A 19,893-nucleotide genomic window follows, 5' to 3' on the forward strand; every position below is an offset into this window, starting at 1 on the left:
GTGCCGGAACACCCCCTGGTTGTACAGGGGTTGGAAACAGACGGCCGCGAAGCCGACGGTCAGGACGCGGCGCGCCATGTGGTCGGCGGGTTGTCGTCGAGCGGGTGTCGTTGGGCCGGCCGGTTGTCGTCGGGCGGGTGTTGTGTGCCCGGCCGGTTGTCAGTGAGGGTCCCGCCTGTTCCCGGCCCGTGTCAGCGGGGGGCCCGCTGCGTGGCCGGGCGCGTTGTCAGTGGGCACCGCTATGGTCCCCGCCCATGACATCCACCGAAGCCGACTTCGTGACCAGCACCCGGACCTTCTACGACGCCATCGCCGAGGACTACGCCGACCATTTCGCCGGGGAACGCAGCGCCAAGCCGCGGGACTGGACCGTGCTGACGGGCTTCGCCGAGCTGGTCAACCGCGGCGGGGGCGGGCAGGTGGCCGACCTCGGCTGCGGACCGGGGCGGTCCACGGCGTTCCTCGCCGCGCAGGGCCTGGACGTCTTCGGCCTCGACCTGTCCGAGTCGATGCTCACGATCGCGCGCCGCGAGAACCCGGGGCTGCGGTTCGATCAGGGCTCGATGCTGGAGCTGGACATCCCCGACGGCACGCTGACGGCGGCCGTCTCCTGGTACTCGTCCATCCACACACCTGTGGACCGACTCCCGTCCCTCTTCACGGAGTTCCACCGCGTACTGGCACCGGGCGGGTATCTGCTGCTCGCCTTCCAGTCCGGCGACCAACCCCTCACCCTCGACCAGCCTTTCGGCCACCCGGTGTCCCTCGACTTCCAACGCCGGCGACCGGAGTCGATGGCCGAGCTACTGGAGACGGCGGGGTTCACGCTGCGGTCACGGACCGTACGGGAAGCGGAGGAGGAACTCGGGGAGTCGTCGGCGCAGGCGTTTCTGATCGCCCGGAAGACGGTGGCTATGCGATAGAGAGCGGGCCGGGACGTCATCCTCGGGCGGCACGCTCCTGCATCCAGCGGCGGGCGCCGATCTCGCTGGGGTACTCGCGGACGGTGGTCCAGGCCGCGAGCCAGCCGACGAGGTACGCGGCGACGGCGGGCAGGACGGGAACCAGAAGCAGGACCATCCAACGGCCCGCGAACGCGCGGCCGGGGGCCCGCCTGTTGTGATCGCGCTTCGCCTGGACGGCCTGCGCGGGAGTGGGCGGGTCCAGCAGGGCCCGGCGATGCTCCCCGCGCTGCTTCACCCACCCCCAGACGACGGACGCGCAGGACGCGACCACCGTCACCCAGTTCCACACGGTGCGCACCGTCGGCGACCACTCGCTGGTGAAGCCCTGATAGAGGCTGAGCGCGAAGACGCTGACCACACCCATCAGGATGAGCAGGAAGACCGTCGTACGGGCACGGCACAACCAGTAGAGCGCGCCGCGCTCGTACCAGGTCCTGCCGAGTTTCGGGAGGGCCGGAATGTGGATGGGCGTTCCATCGGCGGGAGCCTCAGAAGATGCTCGTGACGCCATGCCAGATGTCCTTCCCCAGTCGTCCGACGTCGCCCACGGTCTCCGAGGCGACGTCACCGGCGCCGTGCACCACACCGCCGACCACTCCGTGGTCATGGATGTCCTCGCTCCAGTGCTCGTGGAAAGCGTGGTCGAGGACGTCCGTCGCGAGGATCGTCGCGCCGACTCCCACCAGCGCCACCCCCACCGCTCCCTCGACCGGCGCCGCCAACACCGCCAGCGCACCCACCGCCACACCCCCCACAGCCAACCCGACATCCACCGTCACCGAGTGCTGCCACGACCACCCCTTGTCATGGTCGTCCTTCGCCTCCACCAACCCGCACGCGGCAGCCGCGGCGACATCGATGACCGGCACCTCCTTGAGGAACTCGGGCAGTGCCTCAAGCCCCTTGCCCAGCCTCAACGCGTCCGCCGCGTCGGCCAGTTTGACGTTCAGGATCCGGTCGTAGGGGAGCTTGCTGCTGCCGACGTCGGCACGGGCGATGGCCTCCTCCAGCGAGTCGACCTGCATGACCGCGTCACGGTAGGCGCCCTTGGCGGGCAGGTCCTTGGGCAGCCCACGGCCCGCCTTCTGGTAGGCCTTGCGCTCCGCCCGCATCTCCTTCTTCGCCGTCTGCTCCGCGGCCTTGGCGTCGTCGAGTTCGGCCCGCGCCTTCTTGCCGCCGGCGCGGGCGTCCTCCGCGTCGTAGGCGTACAGGCCGCGCAGCGCGTCGGCGATGGTGATCTTGTCGCCGGTCGACACCGGCGCGGTGACCTGGGCGTACAGCCCGCGCAACTTGTCCGCGGCCACCAGCCGGGCGTGCTGCGCGGTGTGCATGACCTGCTTGCGGACCGTGTCGTACTCGGTCATCGCGGAGATCGTCTTCTGGTCCGCCGCGGTGGGCGGGTTCGCCGTGACCATGGGCAGGGGCACGCCCTTGTCCCCCATGGACACGCCCTTGCCCGTGGCGACGTGCTCGGCGTTCTGGAGTGCCGTCTCGCACGTGGACAGCGCGTCGGCGAGGGTGCCGAGGATGTCGCCCACGTCGAACACCGTGCTGGCGAAGGCCCCCGCCGTCAGCGCGTCCTCGCTCCACTTCGCGCGGAACTCCTCCGCCGCGTCGCCCTTCCAGCCCGCGTCGTCGACGAGCGACTCGACGGCACTGGTGACCGGCCGGACGACGTCGTCGAGTTGGTCCTTGGCGTTCTTGTACGTCGTGGCCATCGTGCGCAGTCCGCCGATGTCGCCGCCCACCCAGCTGTCGCCCATCAGTCCTCCCCCACCATCAGGTCCTCGAACACACCGTGGACGTCGACGTCGTGCCGGTGGAACGAGTCACGCGCGTACGCGACCTTGTCACCGTGGTCGTCCAGCCGGTCGGCGAAGCCGATGTGCAGGCCGAGGATGAGGTGGGCGACCTCCTTGATGGCGTCGTCGAGCCCGGCGTCCCCGCCGCTCACCACGGGCGGGGCGACCTGGGGATGCAGCTTCCGGTAGTCGGTGGCCTGGTCGTGGAAGGTCTTGGCCATCGACGTGAGGTCGCTCAGTACCGCCTTGAAGTCGGCCGACATCAGCGCACCTCCCGTGCGTAGGCGGCCAGGTCGGCCGGCCGCCAGTTGGGCCGCCCCGGGGCGACCTTCGGGTCGAGGACGACGGTGCCTCCCCGCTCGCCCATCGCCTCGGCGAGCGGCCCGATCGAGGTCCCGACCCACGGCTGGGCCTCGCCGAACGCGGCCACGAGCTTCCCCAGCGTGCTGAACGCGTAGGCCGCGGTCCGGTGCGCGGGATGCTCGAAGAGCTCATAGACGACGAACGGCACCCGAACCGCCCGCCCGTCCTCGTCCAGGGCATCGACGAACCGCGGATGGGCGGGCACGAACACGGGCGTCTCGTACGGCGGGACACCGGGCTTGGGCCCAGGGAGCCCGACGGCCGCCGGGCGGACCGGCGCCACCGCCTCCGCCTCCGCCTCCGCGAAGTCGAGCAGGCTGGAACGCCGAGGTTCCGGCGGACTCGGCGTCCCCGGCGACCCCTGTGTGTAGTCGAGCAGGCGCGACCGATTCGGCTCCCCCACCGCCGTCTCCTCTTCCCCGCGAGTCATCGTGGTCACTGTGGACGTTTGCGCGCCCTCACAGTAGCCACGTCACCCACGCCCAAATCCGCCTATGTCCCGCCTCCGAACCCGTTGCATGCGCAATGCATACGGCCGCTTGGTCGCGGCCTGGTCATCCCTTGACCCCCTGATGACCAGGCCGGGACAGCGAAGACGACAGCTCTACGACCGCTGCTCTACGACCGCTGCCCTGCGCCCCCTACTACAGCGCCCCCGCCAGATCCATCGCCGCCACATACCCGAACGTCATCGCCGGACCGATCGTCGAGCCCGCGCCCGCGTAGCTGTGCCCCATCACCGCCGCACTCGCGTTCCCGGCCGCGTACAGACCGGGGATCACCGAACCGTCCGCCCGCAGCACCCGCGCCCGCGCGTCCGTCCGCATACCGCCCTTGGTGCCGAGGTCGCCGGGGACGATGCGGAAGGCGTAGTACGGGGCCAGCCACAGGGGTGCGAGGCAGGAGTTGGGGAGGACGGACGGGTCCGTGTAGTAGTGGTCGTACGTGCTGTCGCCGCGCCCGAAGTCCGTGTCCTTGCCACTCGCCGCAAGGGAGTTGAAGCGGCTCACCGTGGAGCGCAGGGCCGCCGCCGGGACGCCGATCGACGTGGCCAGGGCATCCAGCGTCCACGCCGTGTACGCAGCGCCCGAGCTGTACCAGTCATCCGGGAACGTGAACGTCGGCAGGACGTCCTTGAAGAGGTACCGGTTGCGGTAGTTCTGGTCGACGATCAGCCAGGCCGGGATGTCGGGGGCGGCGGCGTCGCGCTCGTACATGATGTGGACGACATCGCCGTACGGCGCGGCCTCGTTGACGAAGCGGGAACCGGCCTGGTTGATCAACAGGCCGCCGGGGAGGGTGCGTTCGGCGAGGCAGAAGTACGGCGCGCCGGGGACGGGGATGGTGGGGCCCCACCAGGCGTCGTCCATCAACGCCAGTGCCGCGCCCACCCGTTGGCCGGCCTGGATGCCGTCCCCGGTGTTCTCCTTCGCGCCGACGGTCCAGTCCGTGCCGATGGGCCGGCGCTGGTACTGGGCGCGCATCGCCGCGTTGTGCTCGAAGCCGCCGGAGCCGACCACCACCCCGCGCCGGGCGCGCACCAGTCCGGCGGCTCCGGCGCGGGTGACGACCGCGCCGGTGACGGCGCCGTTCTCCACGTACAGATCGGTGAGCGGGGTGTTGAGCCACACCCGCACCTGCGCGGACTGGAGCCCCGCACGCAGGCCGGCCGCGAGGGACTGCCCCATGGTGAGCGGCTTCTGACCGAGCAGCGCCGCCTTGGTCCCCCGGGCCAGACACTCGGTGGCGACGGCCGCGCCCTTCACGCTCACGGCGGCCAGGTCGAGCCACTTGTAGTCGGCGCTGAAGACGACCATGCCCGCCGGGACGGCCAGGTACGGCGGGTTCAGGTGGGCGAGTTCGGTGCCGAGGATGGTGCCGTCGAGCTGATCGGGTTCTATCGAGCGGCCGTTGGGAAGCCCTCCCGGCAACTCCGGGTAGTAGTCGCTGTATCCCTCCATCCAGCGGAAGCGCAGCGGGCTGTTCGCCATCACGGAGGAGATCATGGCGGGGCCGTGGGAGAGGAAGGACTGCTGGCGGTCGGCGGGGACATCTGCGCCGACGACCGCGGAGAGGTAAGTGGCGGCTTTGGCCGGGGTGTCGGGGACCCCGGCCGCCAGGATCACCGGGTTGTTGGGTATCCAGATCCCCGCCCCCGAACGCGCCGCCGAACCCCCGAACGTCGGCGCCTTCTCCACCACCACACAGCTCAGCCCCTGCTTGGCGGCGGTCAGCGCGGCCGTCATCCCGGCCGCTCCCGCACCGATCACCACGACGTCGTAGGTACCGAGGAGAGGAAGGTCGGCGGCCTGCGCCGTGTGCTGCACCCCGGCGACGACACCGAGCGCCGCGACCGCACCACCCGCCAACACACGTCTTCTACCGGGGAGTTGTGCGTGTGCGTCCGCGCTCGTGGTCATGGCCGCTCCAGCCCGACGAGGAAATGGGCTGGGAATGTCGCGCGGGGGTCTTGTGAAGTCAATGACTAGGGGGCGTCCAGTAGTACGGCACGACAGTCGCTCCACGCCGGCTCGCTCAGCAGGGGACGGAAGCCGGTGAACAGGGCGAGAAGACCCGGGCCCCATTTCGCACGGAAGGCCAAGTCCCGTTGCGCCAGGTCCAGTTCGTTGGCGGCGGTCAGCTCGGCGAAGTCCTCACGCAGGCCGGGTTCGGGGACGCGGCTGGTTCCCGTGAAACGGTCGTGGAAGCGGTCCGCGAGCACCGGATACGTGGCCTTGCGGTCGCAGCTCGCGTAGAAGTAGACGATCGCCTCCGCCTCTTCGCCGATCACCGCACGCAGTTCGGCGCGGCGGTCGAGGGGCAGCAGTGCCGTGGGGAAGCCGTCCGTGCCGTAGAACGCGTGGCACAGGCCCGCGAGTTGGAGGTCCGGGCGGGCACCCCACGTGGCCAGGCGTGCGCGCACCCGGTCCAGGTGGGCGAGGAGCGTGCCACCGGGGTGGGGGATGGTCTCGGCGCCCAACTGGCGTAGCAGATCGGTTGCTTGGGAAGTTCGGGTGGGCGCCATGGACCAGATCCTCCCGCCAGTGGTGTCGCATCCCCTGAGTGCCGCGCCAAGTCGACCGAGTACTGCGCCAAACCGACCTGAACAGACCCTAGTTCGCGTACAGAGCCTAGTTCGCGTACAGCCCCTCGATCTCCCGCGCGAACTCCCCCATGACGAACTCCCGCCGCAGCTTCATCGACGGCGTCAGATGGCCCGCCGCCTCCGTGAAGTCACCCGGCAGGATGCTGAAGCGGCGGATGGACTCGGGGCGGGAGACCAGCTTGTTCGCTTCGTCGACCGCTCGTTGCAGGACCGCGAGCAACTCCTCGTCGTTGACCAGGAGTTCGGCCGGTACCGGGTGCTTGCCGTTCATCTGGCGCCAGTGGGTGATGCCTTCGAGGTCGAGGGTGATGAGGGCGGCGACGTAGGGGCGGCGGTCGCCGACGACCATGCACTGGGCGATCAGGGGGTGGGAGCGGAGCCAGTTCTCCAGCGGGGCCGGGGCCACGTTCTTGCCGCCCGCGGTGATCAGGATCTCCTTCTTGCGGCCGGTGATGGTGAGGTAGCCCTCGTCGTCGAGGCGGCCGATGTCGCCGGTCGCGAACCAGCCGTCCTGGGACGCGGGGATCACCCCGTCCCCGTGCGGGTCCCAGTAGCCCCGGAAGACCTGCCCGCCGGAGAGCAGGATCTCGCCGTCCGACGCGATGCGGACCTTGGTGCCGGGCATCGGCCAACCGACCGTCCCCAGGCGGGGTTTGAGCGGGGGCGTGCAGGTCGCCGCCGCCGTCGTCTCGGTCAGGCCGTAGCCCTCGAAGATCTCGATGCCCGCGCCGGCGTAGAACGCGGCGAGGCGGCGGCCCAGTGGGGAGCCGCCGCAGATGACGTAACGGAGCTTGCCGCCAAGGGCGTTGCGGATCTTCCGGTAGACCAGCGGGTCGTAGAAGGCGCGGGCGGTCCTCAACGGGCGGCTCGGGCCCGATCCCTGGCCGGACTGGCGGGCCTCCAGCGCCTCGCCGTAGCGGCGGGCGACGTTCGTGGCGCGGTCGAAGACCTTGCCGCGGCCGCCCTTCTCCGCCTTCGCCCGCGCGTTGTTGAAGACCTTCTCCAGCATGTACGGGATGGCCAGCAGGAAGGTCGGCTGGAAACTCGCCAAGTCGGCCAGCAGGTCTTCGGACTTGAGGCTCGCGGCGTGGCCCAGGCGGACGCGGGCGCGGACGCAGGCGATCGCGACCATGCGGCCGAAGACGTGGGAGTAGGGGAGGAAGAGGAGGGTGGAGGGTTCTTCGTCGGCCTTGTTCTTGAAGACGGGGTAGAGGAGTTCGATCGCGTTGTCGATCTCCGCGAGGAAGTTGCCGTGGGTGATCGCACAGCCCTTGGGGCGGCCCGTGGTGCCCGAGGTGTAGATGACGGTGGCGAGCGTGTCGGGCAGCAACACCCCACGCCGTACGGAGACTTCCTGGTCCGGGACGGTCCGGCCCAGCTCGGCCAGCCGGTCCAGGTGCCCCTTCTCGAAGACCCACATGTGACGCAGGTCGGGCAGCCGCGGCGTCTCCGGACCCAGCGCCGCCGCCTGGGCGACCGTCTCGGCGGCCATCGCCACCGCGCCCGAGTCCTGGAGGATCCAGCGGATCTGGAAGAGGGAGGAGGTCGGGTACACCGGGACGGTGACCAGACCGGCCGCCCACGCGGCGAAGTCGAGGAGCGTCCACTCGTACGACGTCCGCGCCATGACCGCGATCCGGTCGCCCGGCGCGAGCCCCTCCGCGATCATCCCCTTGGCGACGGCCTGCACCTGCTCGGCGAACTCCGCCGCCGTCACGTCATGCCAGTTCCCGTCCTCGTCCTGCCTGCTGAGGACCAGGTGCTCGGGGGCCGCCGCCGCGTTCTCGAACGGCAGGTCGGCGAGCGAGCCGTGGGTCGCCGGCGGCACCATCGGCGGTACGGACACCTCCCGCACCACGCCGTCCAGCCGCCGGATCTCGGGCTCCACGAGTACGGGCGCGCCGTCGTAGTCGTAGCCGGACGAGTAGGCGAGGGACATGGCAGCTCCTGTGGCGTGCAGCTTGTACCGCTCTGCTGCATTAGGTACGCATGGTGCGTACCGAGGCGTTCATCCCCGGCCCGCGGCCAGGGTGTTACCTGGGGTTAGGTCGAAGATCGTACGGGGCCCGCGTGGGGACTTCGTGCGGGTTCGGGGGTGGTACGGAGCCGGGCCTGTGCAACCTCGGCGGGTTCGCAGGGCTTTGTCAGCCATACGTCGGCCCTGCGCCGCCTCTGTGTCGACCATGAGACCGCCATGGATCGCCCGGCTCGCCCCACTTGGCCTTACCTGCGGTAACCTTACTGCGAAGTAAGCCGAAAAGAGCCGCCCAGGACGCCACCCGGGAGTGGGACATGGCCAACCCCTATCCGCTTCTCACCGACACCCCCGCACTCACCCCGCTCCTCCTCCGCGGCGCCCTCCTCTCCCCCTTCAAACGGCCGCGCCCCGACGCCGAGTTCCCCCGCACCCGCCTCGTCCTGCCCGGCGTACGCGTCGACCTGGCCAAACTGGCCGCCTACGAACGCGTCTGCGGCTTCGCCACCGGCGACGACGCCCTCCCCATCACCTATCCCCACGTCCTCGGCTTCCCCCTCGCCATGCGCCTGATGAGCTGCCGAGCCTTCCCGCTCCCCCTCCTCGGCCTCGTCCACACGTCGGTCGAAATCACCCGGCACACGGCGGTCCCGGCCACCGGCGACTACGAACTCACGGTCTACGTCGACGAGTTGGCCCCGCATCGACGCGGCACGGAGGCGACGGTCACGACGGAGATGCGCGCCGGGGGCGAGGGCGGCGGGGCCGGGGGCGAGGTCGTATGGGAGTCGCGGAGCACGTATCTCGCCCGGCACCACCGCGCCGACGCGCGGGCGCCCGAGGCGCAGGGTGCGCGGGAGGCGGGAGAAGGGCGGGAAGGGGGCGAAGTGCGGGAAGCGCAGAAGGCGTTGCCCACCGTCGCCGAGTGGCGGCTCGGTGAGGACGTGGGCCGGCGCTACGGCGCCGCGTCCGGCGACCGCAACCCCATCCACCTCTCCCCCCTCACCGCCCGCCTCTTCGGCTTCCCGCGCGCCATCGCCCACGGCATGTGGACGGCGGCTCGATGCCTCGCGGCGCACGGCACGCCCGAATCGGCTTACGTACGGGCGGAGTTCAGGGCGCCGGTGCTGTTGCCGGGGGTGGTGGAGTACGCGGCGGCGGGCGGGAGGTTCGTGTTGCGGAGTGGCGAGCGGGTGCATGTGGACGGGTCCGTCCGGCCGCTCCCTGTCTGAGCCCTGGCCCTGTGAGCTCTACGGACTCCACGGACTCCACGGACTCCACGGACCCCACGGACCCCATGGGCCCTACGGGCTTTGTGGGCGCTCGGCGTCGGCCGTCACCGGCGGCGCCCAAGGCCGCCCCTCCATCAACTGACCCAGCCCCGCCCACGCGAAGTTCATCAGGGTCGCCGCCGCCTGCTTGGCGGTGACGCCCGGGGTCGCGTTGGACCAGGCCGCGAGGGACTCGGCGGCGCCGACCAGGGCCTCGGCCAGGCCGGCGACCTCACGGTCGGCGAGGTCGGGGTCGCGGTGGGTCTCGCGGGCGGCGACCGCGATCAACTCGGTGACGAACGCGACGAGTTCGGCGCGCATGGCGGCCACCTCGGCCGCGAAGGGTTCGCCGTGGGTGCGGGCCTGGAGGTGCAACACGGCCCAGCCGTCCGGGTGTTGCGCGGTGTGGGTGAAGAACGCCCGCAGCCCGTCCCAGAGTTGCCGGTCCGCGGCCGACCCGGTGTCCACGCCGGCCCGTACCGACTCGGTGAGCGCCTGACCCTCGCGCCGGATGCACGCGGTGAACAGGTCTTCCTTCGAGTTCAGGTACAGATACACCAACGGCTTGGACACACCCGCGAGTTCGGCTATCTCGTCCATCGACGCGGCCATGTAACCGCGCTGCCCGAAGGTCTGCACGGCGGCGTCGAGCATCTGCTGCTCACGGACCGCCCGCGGCATCCGTTTGGTCTTCACGGCACCCATGGGGGCAAGGGTAGTTCGGCCCGGGCGCCCGGCCCGCCGACAGGAGTCACAGCAGGAGTTCCGGCCGAGCGGCCGAGGTACCCGGAGGTACTAGGAAGCCTGGCCCTGCGGGTGGGAGGCCGGGTGGGAGGTCGGCTGGGCGGCGTCCGCCGTCTCGTCCTCCTGGCTGCGGTTGGCGTCCAGGTTGGCCTTCATCCGGTCGACCCGCTCGACGATCTGCAACGAGGCCCGGTCCCGCACCCCGCGCAGCACCACGAAGCTGATCGGCGCCGAGATCACCAGGGCCAGCAGCACGATCCACATGCCGTTGGACTCACCGAAGCCGCGCGGGAAGACGCCGAGGTAGACGAGGCCCCAGACGACTCCGAGGCAGCCCGCGAAGACTCCGAGGCGCCACAGTGTGTAGCGGAACATCTCAATCCACTCTTCCGTAACGAACAGACTTAACCGAACAGTCCTACTCAGTGAAGCACGCGCCCCCACCGATCTTCGGGCGGGGGTCGGCGGCTCACAGCAAGGGCAACAGCATGAAGATGTCGTCCCGGTCGTCCCCGGGGGCGACGCGGATCGCGCCGGGCACCCGGCCGACCTCCTTGTAGCCGCAGGAGCCGTAGAACCGCTCCAGGCCGTGGCCGCCGCGGCAGGTGAGGCGGATCGCCTCGATGCCGTCGATGCCCCGGGCGGCCTCCTCGGCGGCGGCGAGGAGGTCGCGGCCGTAGCCCTTGCCCTGGTGGCGGGGGTGGACCATCACCGTGTAGAGCCACAGCCAGTGCAGCATCAGGCGGTGGGTGTTGAACGCGAGGAACACGGTCGCGGCGACCGTGCCCGACTCGTCCCGGCCGACCAGCAGCCGGGTGCGGCCCTCCGCCATGGAGACGAAGTGCCGGACCAGTTCGGGCCGTATCTCGTCCACCGCCACCGGTGCGACGAAGCCCACGGAGCCGCCCGCGTTCGAGACATCCGCCCACAGGGTGAGGATCTCCTCGCGCAGGGCAGGGGTTATCGCGGGGTCCAGTTCAAAGGTCAGTGCCATGGTGCCGGGCTCTCACACCCGCATCGGCTGCGGGGACTCGCGCCGCGCCGGGTCCGGGCCGTCGTACTCGCGGATGATCTCGTAGCGCGTGTTCCGCTCGACCGGCTGGAAACCGGCGTCGCGGATCAGGTCGAGGAGGTCGTCGCGGGTGAGCTTGTTCGGGGTGCCGTAGTTGTCGGCGTCGTGCGTGATCTTGTACTCGACGACCGAGCCGTCCATGTCGTCCGCGCCGTGCTGAAGGGCGAGTTGGGCGGTCTGGACACCGTGCATGACCCAGAAGACCTTGACGTGCGGGACGTTGTCGAAGAGCAGCCGGGAGACGGCGAAGGTCTTGAGGGCCTCCGCGCCGGTGGCCATCTGCGTACGCGCCTGCAGACGGTTCCGTACCTTCCCGTCCTTCATGTCCACGAAGTCGTGCTGGTAGCGCAGCGGGATGAAGACCTGGAAACCGCCGGTCTCGTCCTGCAGTTCACGCAGCCGCAGCACGTGGTCCACGCGGTGGCGGGGCTCCTCGATGTGGCCGTAGAGCATGGTGCACGGGGTCTTGAGCCCCTTCTCGTGCGCCAGCCGGTGGATCCGCGACCAGTCCTCCCAGTGCGTGCGGTGGTCCACGATGTGCTGGCGGACCTCCCAGTCGAAGATCTCCGCGCCGCCGCCGGTGAGGGATTCGAGGCCGGCGTCGATGAGTTCGTCGAGGATCTCACTGGCGCTCAGCCCGGAGATGGTCTCGAAGTGGTGGATCTCCGTGGCCGTGAAGGCCTTGAGGGAGACCTCCGGGAGGGCCTTCTTCAGCTCGCTCAGCGACCGCGGGTAGTAGCGCCAAGGCAGGTTCGGGTGCAGGCCGTTGACGATGTGCAGCTCGGTGAGGTTCTCGCCCTGCATCGCCTTCGCGAGCCGGACGGCCTCCTCGATGCGCATCGTGTACGCGTCCTTCTCGCCCGGCTTGCGCTGGAACGAACAATAGGCGCAGGACGCGGTGCACACGTTGGTCATGTTGAGGTGGCGGTTGACGTTGAAGTGAACGACATCGCCGTTCTTCCGCGTCCGCACCTCGTGCGCGAGTCCGCCCAGCCAGGCCAGGTCGTCCGACTCGTACAGCGCGATGCCGTCCTCGCGGGACAGCCGCTCACCGGAGCGGACCTTCTGCTCCAGCTCGCGCTTGAGCCCGACATCCATGCCCATACCTCTTCCTACGACAGTCTCGATAAACCGTACTCCCCCACCCTTCGGGCGCGAGGTGCCCCCAAACAGCGCTCCGCGCCTACGCCGCTACGCCTCTTCGGGCAGCTCTCCGACCCGGTTCTCCCACTTCGTGGAGAGCACGATGGTGGTACGGGTCCGGGACACACCCTTGGTCCCGCTCAGCCGCCGGATGGTCTTCTCCAGGCCGTCCACGTCCGGTGCCCGCACCTTGAGCATGAACGAGTCCTCGCCCGCGATGAACCAGCAGTCCTCGATCTCGCCGAGGTCCTTCATGCGGCGCGCCACGTCCTCGTGGTCGGCGGCGTCGGAGAGCGAGATGCCGATCAGGGCGATGACGCCGAGGCCGAGGGAGGCCGAGTCGACGGTCGCGCGGTAGCCGGTGATGACACCGGCCGCCTCCAGCCGGTTGATGCGGTCGGTGACACTGGGTCCCGACAGGCCGACGAGGCGCCCCAGCTCCGCGTAGGAGGCCCGGCCGTTCTCTCTCAGGGCCTGGATGAGCTGCCTGTCCACCGCGTCCATGCGATCGATTGCCTTCCGGTGATGACGATGAGTTGTGTGGGTGCCGTACTTCAGTTGGCGGTGCTTCAGTTGGCGGTGCTTCAGGTTGCTGTGCTTCAGGTGGCTGTGCGGAAGCCGGCGCCGAGGTCGCCCTTCCACCGCCGGTACAGGTCGTGCCCGACGCCCGCCGAGTCCAGGACCCGCCCGGCGACGAAGTCCACCAGGTCCTGGATGTGGGTGGCTCCGGCGTAGAAACCGGGCGAGGCGGGCACCACGGCCGCCCCCAGGTCGTCCAGGGTCACGAGGTGTCGCAGCGTCTGCCCGTTCAACGGCGTCTCGCGTACGGCGACCACCAGCTTGCGCCGCTCCTTGAGGGTCACGCTCGCCGCCCGCTGCAACAGGTCCTTGCTCAGTCCGAGGGCGACCCCGGCGACACACGCGGTCGACGCGGGCACGACGATCATGCCCTTCGAGGGGTACGACCCCGAGGACGGCCCCGCCGCGAGGTCGCCCGCGCTCCAGTGCCGTACGGCGTCGGCGTCGGCGTAGGGCTCGAAGGTGCCGGGCTTGCCGTCGGCGCCGCGGGCCAGCCATTCCCGCAGGTCGTCCTGCCAATGCGCGTCCCGGAAGGAGATCCCCGTCTCGTCCAGGAGCGTGAGCCGGGACGCGCGGGACACGACGAGGTCGACACTCTCGCCGGCGTTGAGGAGCGCGCGCAGGACGGCAGCCGCGTATGGGGTGCCGGAAGCGCCGGACACCCCTACGATCCAAGGCGTACGCGGCGTCTCTCCTGGCTTGACTGGGTTCACGACACCGAGCCTAGCTGGCGTCGCGGGGCGGGAACCGGCCAAGGGGGCCGGGGCGTTCTTCGGTGGGGACGAGTGAGTGGTGGGGGGTGCCATGTCCGGTACGGAGTTGGAGTGGTCGCAGGGCGACCGTGTGAAGGCCGCGGCCAAGCTGATGGTGGGCTGGGTCGCGCTGTTGTGGCTGCTCGAAGTGGTGGACGTACTGAGCGGCCACGCCCTCGACGGCTTCGGGATCATCCCGCGTGAGCCCTCCGAACTGATCGACGTCGTCCCGGCCGCGTTCATCCACTTCGGCTTCGCCCACGTGGCCGCGAACAGCGTGCCGCTGCTGGTGTTCGGCTTCCTCGCCGCGCTGGGCGGCATCCGCCGGTTCGCCGCGGTCTGCGCACTGATCATCGTCGCGGACGGCCTGGGCGTCTGGCTCATATCCCCGGCCCACACGAACACGGCGGGCGCGTCCGGCCTGATCTTCGGCCTCTTCGGCTTCCTGCTCGTCGGCGGCTTCGCCGAGCGCCGCCCGCTCGGCATCGTCGTCGGGCTGCTCGTCGGCGCGGTGTGGGGCGGCACGATCCTGTTCGGCCTCGCGCCGACCCAGTCGGGGGTCAGCTGGCAGGCGCATCTGGTCGGGTTGGTGGCGGGAGTGGGAGCGGCGTTCGCGTTCCGCCGCAGGCCCACCCCAAGGACTCCACTTACCGGGACTCCACTTACCGCCGCTTAGACGGTCAGCCCCCGCACCAGCAGATCCAGCAGCGCGCACACGAACAGGGCAATCCCGATGAACCCGTTGACGCTGAAGAACGCCCTGTTCAACCGCGAGAGATCATGCGGCCGGACGATCGAGTGCTCGTACAGGAACGCGCCCGCGACGATCAGCAGCCCGAACCAGAAGAAGGCACCGGCGCCGGTCGCCGCGCCGTACCAGGCGAGCAGGGCGGTCGTGAGCGCGTGGCAGACCCGCGCGCCCCAGATCGACGCCGGGATGCCGAAGCGGGCCGGCACCGACATGACGCCGATCTCACGGTCGGTCTCGATGTCCTGGCAGGCGTAGATCAGGTCGAAGCCGCCGATCCAGATGCCGACGGCGAGCCCGAGGATCACCGCGTCCCAGGACCACTCGCCGGAGATCGCCAGCCAACCGCCGACCGGGCCCATGGCCTGGGCGAGACCGAGGATGGCCTGCGGGAAGTTCGTGAACCGCTTGCCGTAGGGATAGACCACCATCGGGATCACCGCGATGGGCGCCAGCGCCAGACAGAGCGGGTTGAGGAGAGCCGCCGAGCCCAGGAAGACGACCAGCGCGACGAGCGCGCCCGTCCACGCGTGCTTCACCGTCATCGCGCCGGTGACCAGCTCGCGGTGCGCGGTGCGCGGGTTACGGGCGTCGATCTCGCGGTCGATGATCCGGTTGACCGCCATCGCGAACGTCCGCAGGCCCACCATGCAGATGGTGACCAGCAGCAGCCGCCCCCAGTGGATGTTCTTGTCCAGCTGGAACATCGCCGTCAGCGCGGCGATGTAGGCGAAGGGCAGGGCGAAGACGGAGTGCTCGATCATCACCAGGCGCAGAAAGGCCTTGGTACGTCCCGGTTGTTGCGGGAGAGCGGCAGACGCGCTGCTCACAGGCCGTACTCCTTCCACCGGCGGTCGACCTTCGCCGCCGTCTCCGGGTCGGACAGGACCATCTCGGGCCAGCCGCCGTCCCGCGTGTAGCCCTCCTCGGGCCACTTCCTCGTCGCGTCGATACCCGCCTTGCCGCCCCAGAACTGCTGGTAGGAGGCGTGGTCGAGATGATCGACGGGTCCTTCCACGACCGACAGATCGCGGGCGTAGTCCGTGTTGCCGAGGGCCCGCCACGCGACCTCGTGCAGATCGTGGACGTCGCAGTCGGAGTCGACGACCACGATCAGCTTGGTCAGGGACATCATGTGCGCACCCCAGACCGCGTGCATCACCTTCTGGGCGTGCTTCGGGTACTTCTTGTCGATGGAGACGATCGCGCAGTTGTGGAATCCGCCCGCTTCGGGCAGGTGGTAGTCCACGATGTCCGGCACGATGATCTTCAGCAGCGGCAGGAAGAACCGCTCCGTCGCACGCCCCAGCGGTCCGTCCTCCGTCGGAGGCCGCCCTACGACGATCGACTGAAGCAACGGCCGCTTCCGCATCGTCACGCAGTCGATGGTCAGCGCCGGGAAGGGTTCCTGGGGCGTGTAGAACCCCGTGTGGTCCCCGAACGGCCCCTCCGGCAGCATCTCGCCGGGCTCCAACCACCCCTCGATGACGACCTCGGCCTGCGCCGGCACCTGCAACGGCACGGTCTTGCAGTCGACCATCTCGATCCGCTTGCCCGCGATGAACCCGGCGAAGAGGTACTCGTCGATGTCACCGGGAAGAGGCGCGGTCGAGGCGTACGTCACGGCGGGCGGACACCCGAAGGCGATGGCGACCGGCAGCCGCTCGCCCTTCCTGGCAGCCACCTGGTAGTGGTTCCGGCTGTCCTTGTGGATCTGCCAGTGCATGCCGATGGTGCGCTTGTCGTGACGCTGCAGCCGGTAGAGCCCGAGGTTGCGGACCCCGCTCTCCGGGTCCTTCGTATGGGTCAGCCCCAGATTGAAGAAGGACCCGCCGTCCTGCGGCCAGGTGAAGAGGGCGGGCAGCAGGTCGAGATCGACGTCGTCCCCTTCGAGGACGACCTCCTGCACCGGCGCGTCCTTGACCTTCTTCGGCGGTACGTGGGTCATCGAGCCGAGCTTCCCGAAGGCGTCCCGCACCCCCACGAACCCCTGCGGCAGCTCGGGCCGCAGCAGCCCGCCGATCTTCTCGGAGATGTCGCCGTACGACTTCAGCCCCAGCGCCTTCAGCAGCCGCCGGTCGGTCCCGAAGACATTCATGGCGAGGGGCATCGAGGACCCCTTCACCTTCTCGAAGAGGAGAGCGGGCCCGCCGGCCTTCTGAACCCGGTCGACGATCTCCCCGACCTCCAGACAGGGGTCCACCTCGGCCTTGATGCGCTTGAGGTCTCCCTCGCGCTCCAGTGCCCTGAGCAGGGAGCGAAGATCGTCGTAAGCCATGTGTCCCAGTATCGCCGAGCGCTCACTGTCTCCTGACGTCCACCCCTGCCTTCTGCCGGGGGTCCGGGGGTTGGCCCCCGGGCTGGCACAGCGGCCACCCGCTAACCTGGCCCCGTCACCGGGGCCGTCTCACCTCTCAGGAGAATCTCGCCGCCATGCTCAGGTATCTGCCCTTCCTGCTGGTCCTGGCCCTGTGGATCTACGCCTTCGTGGACTGCCTGAACACGCCCGAGGAGGACGTACGCGGCATGCCGAAACTGGCGTGGGTGTTCGTCATCCTGCTCTTCGGCGAGGTTCTGGTCGGCCCGATCGCGTGGCTGATCGCGGGCCGGGCGCGGCGTACGACGGCCGAGGCGGCGGACGCGCCGGGCCGGTGGATCGCGCCGGACGACAACCCCGAGTTCCTGAAGTCCCTGAACAAGGACGACCTCAAGGACGACCCCAAGGCCGAGTGATACGTGCAGGTTGTACGCCGGTGAGCGGCCCGGTACGGACAATGCGCCTCTGGGCCCGGACCGGCAGGAACCGGACACTTACCTCGCATGACGACTGCTCCCGCCGACTCCGCCGGCACCCTCGCCCCCGAATACGGTGACAAGGTCATCGCCGTAGAGACGGCGGGTGCCGAGCCGATCCCCGACGCCGAACGCCACGGCAGCCCGCTCCAGCTCCTCTGGACCTGGGCCTCCCCGAACATCGAGTTCGCGACCGTCTACATCGGCGTGATCTCGGTCCTCTTCTTCGGCCTGAGTTTCTGGCAGGCGACCGGCGCGATCGTCCTGGGCACGGGCCTCGGCGCGATCACCCAAGGCTTCCTCTCGCTGGACGGCCCGCGCTTCGGCGTCCCGCAGATGGTGATCGGCCGCTTCTCCTTCGGCTTCCGCGGCAACATCATCCCGTCGGCGGCGAACGGCCTTGTGGCGGGCGTCGGTTGGTTCGCGGTGAACAGCGTGAGCGCGGCGTTCGCACTGAACACCCTCACAGGTCTACGTCCCCTGCCGTCGCTGTTGCTCGTAGTGGTGGCGGAGATCCTGATCGGCTTCATAGGCCACAACTTCGTGCACACCTTCGAGAAGTACGCGTTCCCGGCACTCGCGGTGATCTTCCTGCTGGCCGGCGTGTGGACGTTCAAGGACGCGCACCTCGGCACGGGCGGCACGGGCGGCGGAGTGGGCGGCTTCCTCCTCGCGCTCAGCGCGGCCTGGGGTTACGCGGCGGGCTGGAACCCGTACGCCACGGACTACTCGCGCTATCTCCCGCGTACGGCGAACAAGTTCAGGACGGTCCTGTATCCGGCGCTGGGCCTGTTCGTGTCGGTGACGTTCGTGGCGGTGATGGGCGCGGCCTCGGCAACGCTACTGGCCCCCAAGGACGCCACCCCCACGGCGGCCTTCACCGGCCATCTCCCGTCCTGGCTCGCCAACTTGGTACTGCTCGCGATCATCCTCGGCGCGATCTCGGCGAACGCCCTGAACGTCTACTCCGGCGCGATCTCCCTCACCGCCCTCGGCCTGAAACTCCCCGCGTGGCTGAACCGCAGCGTGCTCGTCGTGGTGTCGGGCGTGGCCGGTACGGCGGCGGCATGGGCGTCACTGTCCGACGCGGGCTCGGCGTACGAGGCGTTCCTGCTGGTGATCGCGTACTGGGTGGCGCCGTGGCTGGGCGTGGTCCTGGTGGAACGCTGGTTCCAGTCCCGGGCCACAACGACAACGGAGGACCTCGCCCCCCGCCTCACCGACCCCACCTTCACCAACTGGCCCGGCCTGGCAGCCCTGTTGATCGGCATCGGGGTATCGGTCCCGCTCTTCTCCAACCAGGAGGACTACGTCGGCTACGTCCCGAAACACTGGCCGTCCTTCGGCGACAGCACGCCGATCGTGGGCTTCGTACTGAGCGCGGTGCTGTACCTGGTCCTCACCCGCCTCGCGGGACGAACCCCGCCGTCCGCTCAGGCACAGGCCTGACGGTTGTAGAACGCGACGGTCCGGTCCCACTCCTCGCGCAGGTTCTTCTCCATCACGCTCTCCAGGAGGCCACCGATGCCGAAGATCTTCGCCTCGTAGGTGAATTCCAGGCGGAGGCGGGTGCGGACGGCGTCGACGTCTTCGACCCTCAGGTGGCCTTCGTGGCGGATCTTGTCCGCCTGGCTGCTCGGCGTCACCTTCCAGGTCCACAGACGGTCGGCCTTCTCGAAGGTTCCGTCCTCGACCTCACTGAAGTCGGCGCCGAGCAACTTGGCCGCCGGGGCGGGCAGTTGCATCGCGCGCTGGAACACGGTGCGCCGGACAACCCGCTCGTCGCTCTCACGCCGCCCCGACATCACGTAGCTCCTGTACTTCAACTCGCCCTTGTACAGGTCGTCTTCACGCCTCGAATCAAGGAACCAGGCGAAGAACTCCTCGGGAGCACCGGCCACGTCATAGGTCAGGGTGAACTTCATGCACGCAAAGTATCAGCCCGAGTACTCGCTGTAATCACCCTTCAACGTACGCCAGAACGCCCGAAGTTGACGACGACGTACTGACCGATCAACTGGGTGAATGCCGAGGCAAGGCAGGCCCCTACGCGATGCTGCGCCCACTCGGCGGCGGCCGGGAATGGGAGGCCGCCCCGGAAGCCGTACGCCCGGCAACACCCCAGGAACGGCTGATCGCCGGCGTAAAGGCTGCCGACTCCCGCTCCTGGGTGGGGAATTCCGTGCCCTACGACATCACTACGCCACCCTCCCCCATCCCCGACTGTCAGGCCTGCATCGACCTCGCCACACTCCGGGACGACGCTCGCGCCCGCAACGACGGCACCGGCGAATCTTTCGGTTGGTGCCGTACGCGATCGTCCAGGACCCCGGCGCGGAACCGGAGCGCAAGCACACGCAGGAAACCCGGCATACACGCGGTGTTGGAGCCACAGGCTCAGGGGTGAGTGAAGGCCACGCCGGTGTGCAGTGAGCGCCTGTTCGTACGTGGACGTTGGGCCACTCGCTTCTTTGCCAGTGTCGGCCTTCCACGGCCCGAGTAAAGGGCGCTCCCTACGGTCGCGTCGGCTACGCCGATTCCGCTGCGCTCCACCCTTGACTCGACCCGCTCCAGCCCGTT

At 69.5% G+C, this 19,893-nt stretch carries 21 protein-coding genes; 5 read left to right on the forward strand and 16 right to left on the reverse strand.

All coding sequences use genetic code 11. From position 1 onward, the window contains the following. The first annotated feature begins 254 nt into the window (after window positions 1–254). On the forward strand, window positions 255–923 hold the full coding sequence (locus ACFWP5_RS45315; RefSeq protein WP_384170890.1) for a class I SAM-dependent methyltransferase: 669 nt from the start codon (window positions 255–257) through the stop codon (window positions 921–923). A 16-nt stretch (window positions 924–939) separates the two neighbouring features. Here the strand turns inward: ACFWP5_RS45315 and ACFWP5_RS45320 are convergent, their stop codons facing one another. From ACFWP5_RS45320 to ACFWP5_RS45350, 7 genes are all read right to left on the reverse strand, one after another. Further along, on the reverse strand, window positions 940–1,476 hold the full coding sequence (locus ACFWP5_RS45320) for a hypothetical protein (RefSeq protein ID WP_384170892.1): 537 nt from the start codon (window positions 1,474–1,476) through the stop codon (window positions 940–942). Continuing rightward, window positions 1,454–2,728, reverse strand: a complete 1,275-nt coding sequence (locus ACFWP5_RS45325; RefSeq protein WP_384170894.1) for a WXG100 family type VII secretion target — start codon at window positions 2,726–2,728, stop codon at window positions 1,454–1,456. Before ACFWP5_RS45325 ends, ACFWP5_RS45320 begins: the two co-directional genes overlap by 23 nt. Beyond that, entirely contained in the window at window positions 2,728–3,030 is a 303-nt protein-coding gene (locus ACFWP5_RS45330) for a DUF6317 family protein (RefSeq protein WP_384170896.1), read from the reverse strand. Before ACFWP5_RS45330 ends, ACFWP5_RS45325 begins: the two co-directional genes overlap by 1 nt. Beyond that, complete coding sequence (locus ACFWP5_RS45335; protein WP_384170898.1) at window positions 3,030–3,560, reverse strand: SAV_915 family protein; 531 nt, start codon at window positions 3,558–3,560, stop codon at window positions 3,030–3,032. The genes ACFWP5_RS45330 and ACFWP5_RS45335 overlap by 1 nt, the downstream gene beginning before the upstream one ends. Window positions 3,561–3,774: 214 nt before the next feature. Beyond that, window positions 3,775–5,550: a 3-oxosteroid 1-dehydrogenase gene (gene kstD / locus ACFWP5_RS45340; RefSeq protein WP_384170900.1), complete on the reverse strand. Its 1,776-nt coding sequence runs from the start codon at window positions 5,548–5,550 to the stop codon at window positions 3,775–3,777. Between the two features lie 65 nt (window positions 5,551–5,615). Next, window positions 5,616–6,155: a DUF6817 domain-containing protein gene (locus ACFWP5_RS45345; RefSeq protein ID WP_384170902.1), complete on the reverse strand. Its 540-nt coding sequence runs from the start codon at window positions 6,153–6,155 to the stop codon at window positions 5,616–5,618. 106 nt (window positions 6,156–6,261) lie between these two features. Further along, on the reverse strand, window positions 6,262–8,175 hold the full coding sequence (locus tag ACFWP5_RS45350; RefSeq protein ID WP_384170904.1) for an AMP-dependent synthetase/ligase: 1,914 nt from the start codon (window positions 8,173–8,175) through the stop codon (window positions 6,262–6,264). A 353-nt stretch (window positions 8,176–8,528) separates the two neighbouring features. Between ACFWP5_RS45350 and ACFWP5_RS45355 the strand changes: the two genes are divergently transcribed. Beyond that, window positions 8,529–9,443, forward strand: coding sequence for a MaoC family dehydratase (locus tag ACFWP5_RS45355; protein WP_384170906.1), 915 nt, complete (start codon window positions 8,529–8,531; stop codon window positions 9,441–9,443). Window positions 9,444–9,515: 72 nt separating this feature from the next. Here ACFWP5_RS45355 and ACFWP5_RS45360 read toward each other — a convergent pair whose 3' ends face one another. From ACFWP5_RS45360 to ACFWP5_RS45385, 6 genes are all read right to left on the reverse strand, one after another. Next, window positions 9,516–10,187 carry a TetR/AcrR family transcriptional regulator gene (locus ACFWP5_RS45360; protein WP_384170908.1) on the reverse strand — a complete coding sequence of 224 codons (672 nt, stop codon included), beginning with the start codon at window positions 10,185–10,187 and terminating at the stop codon, window positions 9,516–9,518. A 90-nt stretch (window positions 10,188–10,277) separates the two neighbouring features. Next, entirely contained in the window at window positions 10,278–10,601 is a 324-nt protein-coding gene (locus ACFWP5_RS45365; RefSeq protein ID WP_384170910.1) for a DUF4229 domain-containing protein, read from the reverse strand. A gap of 94 nt (window positions 10,602–10,695) precedes the next feature. Further along, window positions 10,696–11,220, reverse strand: a complete 525-nt coding sequence (locus ACFWP5_RS45370) for a GNAT family N-acetyltransferase (protein WP_384170912.1) — start codon at window positions 11,218–11,220, stop codon at window positions 10,696–10,698. A 12-nt stretch (window positions 11,221–11,232) separates the two neighbouring features. Then, window positions 11,233–12,396 carry an aminofutalosine synthase MqnE gene (gene mqnE, locus ACFWP5_RS45375; protein ID WP_327407132.1) on the reverse strand — a complete coding sequence of 388 codons (1,164 nt, stop codon included), beginning with the start codon at window positions 12,394–12,396 and terminating at the stop codon, window positions 11,233–11,235. Between the two features lie 93 nt (window positions 12,397–12,489). Further along, the gene (locus tag ACFWP5_RS45380; RefSeq protein ID WP_019061245.1) at window positions 12,490–12,945 is read right to left on the reverse strand and encodes an Lrp/AsnC family transcriptional regulator; all 456 of its coding nucleotides are present in this window, start codon (window positions 12,943–12,945) and stop codon (window positions 12,490–12,492) included. Window positions 12,946–13,040: 95 nt separating this feature from the next. Beyond that, window positions 13,041–13,733 carry a UbiX family flavin prenyltransferase gene (locus ACFWP5_RS45385; protein WP_384170914.1) on the reverse strand — a complete coding sequence of 231 codons (693 nt, stop codon included), beginning with the start codon at window positions 13,731–13,733 and terminating at the stop codon, window positions 13,041–13,043. A 91-nt stretch (window positions 13,734–13,824) separates the two neighbouring features. Here ACFWP5_RS45385 and ACFWP5_RS45390 point away from each other — a divergent pair, with 91 nt between their 5' ends. After that, window positions 13,825–14,448, forward strand: a complete 624-nt coding sequence (locus ACFWP5_RS45390) for a rhomboid family intramembrane serine protease (protein WP_384170916.1) — start codon at window positions 13,825–13,827, stop codon at window positions 14,446–14,448. Here the strand turns inward: ACFWP5_RS45390 and mqnP are convergent. After that, window positions 14,445–15,350 (reverse strand): menaquinone biosynthesis prenyltransferase MqnP, encoded by a 906-nt coding sequence (gene mqnP / locus ACFWP5_RS45395; RefSeq protein ID WP_384170918.1) that lies wholly within the window; start codon window positions 15,348–15,350, stop codon window positions 14,445–14,447. The genes ACFWP5_RS45390 and mqnP overlap by 4 nt on opposite strands. After that, the gene (locus tag ACFWP5_RS45400; RefSeq protein ID WP_384170920.1) at window positions 15,347–16,798 is read right to left on the reverse strand and encodes a menaquinone biosynthesis decarboxylase; all 1,452 of its coding nucleotides are present in this window, start codon (window positions 16,796–16,798) and stop codon (window positions 15,347–15,349) included. Before ACFWP5_RS45400 ends, mqnP begins: the two co-directional genes overlap by 4 nt. A gap of 155 nt (window positions 16,799–16,953) precedes the next feature. Here ACFWP5_RS45400 and ACFWP5_RS45405 point away from each other — a divergent pair, with 155 nt between their 5' ends. Next, window positions 16,954–17,253 carry a PLD nuclease N-terminal domain-containing protein gene (locus ACFWP5_RS45405; protein ID WP_384170922.1) on the forward strand — a complete coding sequence of 100 codons (300 nt, stop codon included), beginning with the start codon at window positions 16,954–16,956 and terminating at the stop codon, window positions 17,251–17,253. A gap of 87 nt (window positions 17,254–17,340) precedes the next feature. Then, window positions 17,341–18,762: a purine-cytosine permease family protein gene (locus ACFWP5_RS45410; RefSeq protein ID WP_384170924.1), complete on the forward strand. Its 1,422-nt coding sequence runs from the start codon at window positions 17,341–17,343 to the stop codon at window positions 18,760–18,762. On the opposite strand, the gene ACFWP5_RS45415 is transcribed toward ACFWP5_RS45410, so the two are convergent. Continuing rightward, window positions 18,747–19,238 carry a DUF2505 family protein gene (locus ACFWP5_RS45415; protein WP_384170926.1) on the reverse strand — a complete coding sequence of 164 codons (492 nt, stop codon included), beginning with the start codon at window positions 19,236–19,238 and terminating at the stop codon, window positions 18,747–18,749. The genes ACFWP5_RS45410 and ACFWP5_RS45415 overlap by 16 nt on opposite strands. Window positions 19,239–19,893: the final 655 nt, after the last annotated feature.

This window comes from Streptomyces sp. NPDC058469, assembly GCF_042721125.1.
GTDB lineage: Bacteria > Actinomycetota > Actinomycetes > Streptomycetales > Streptomycetaceae > Streptomyces.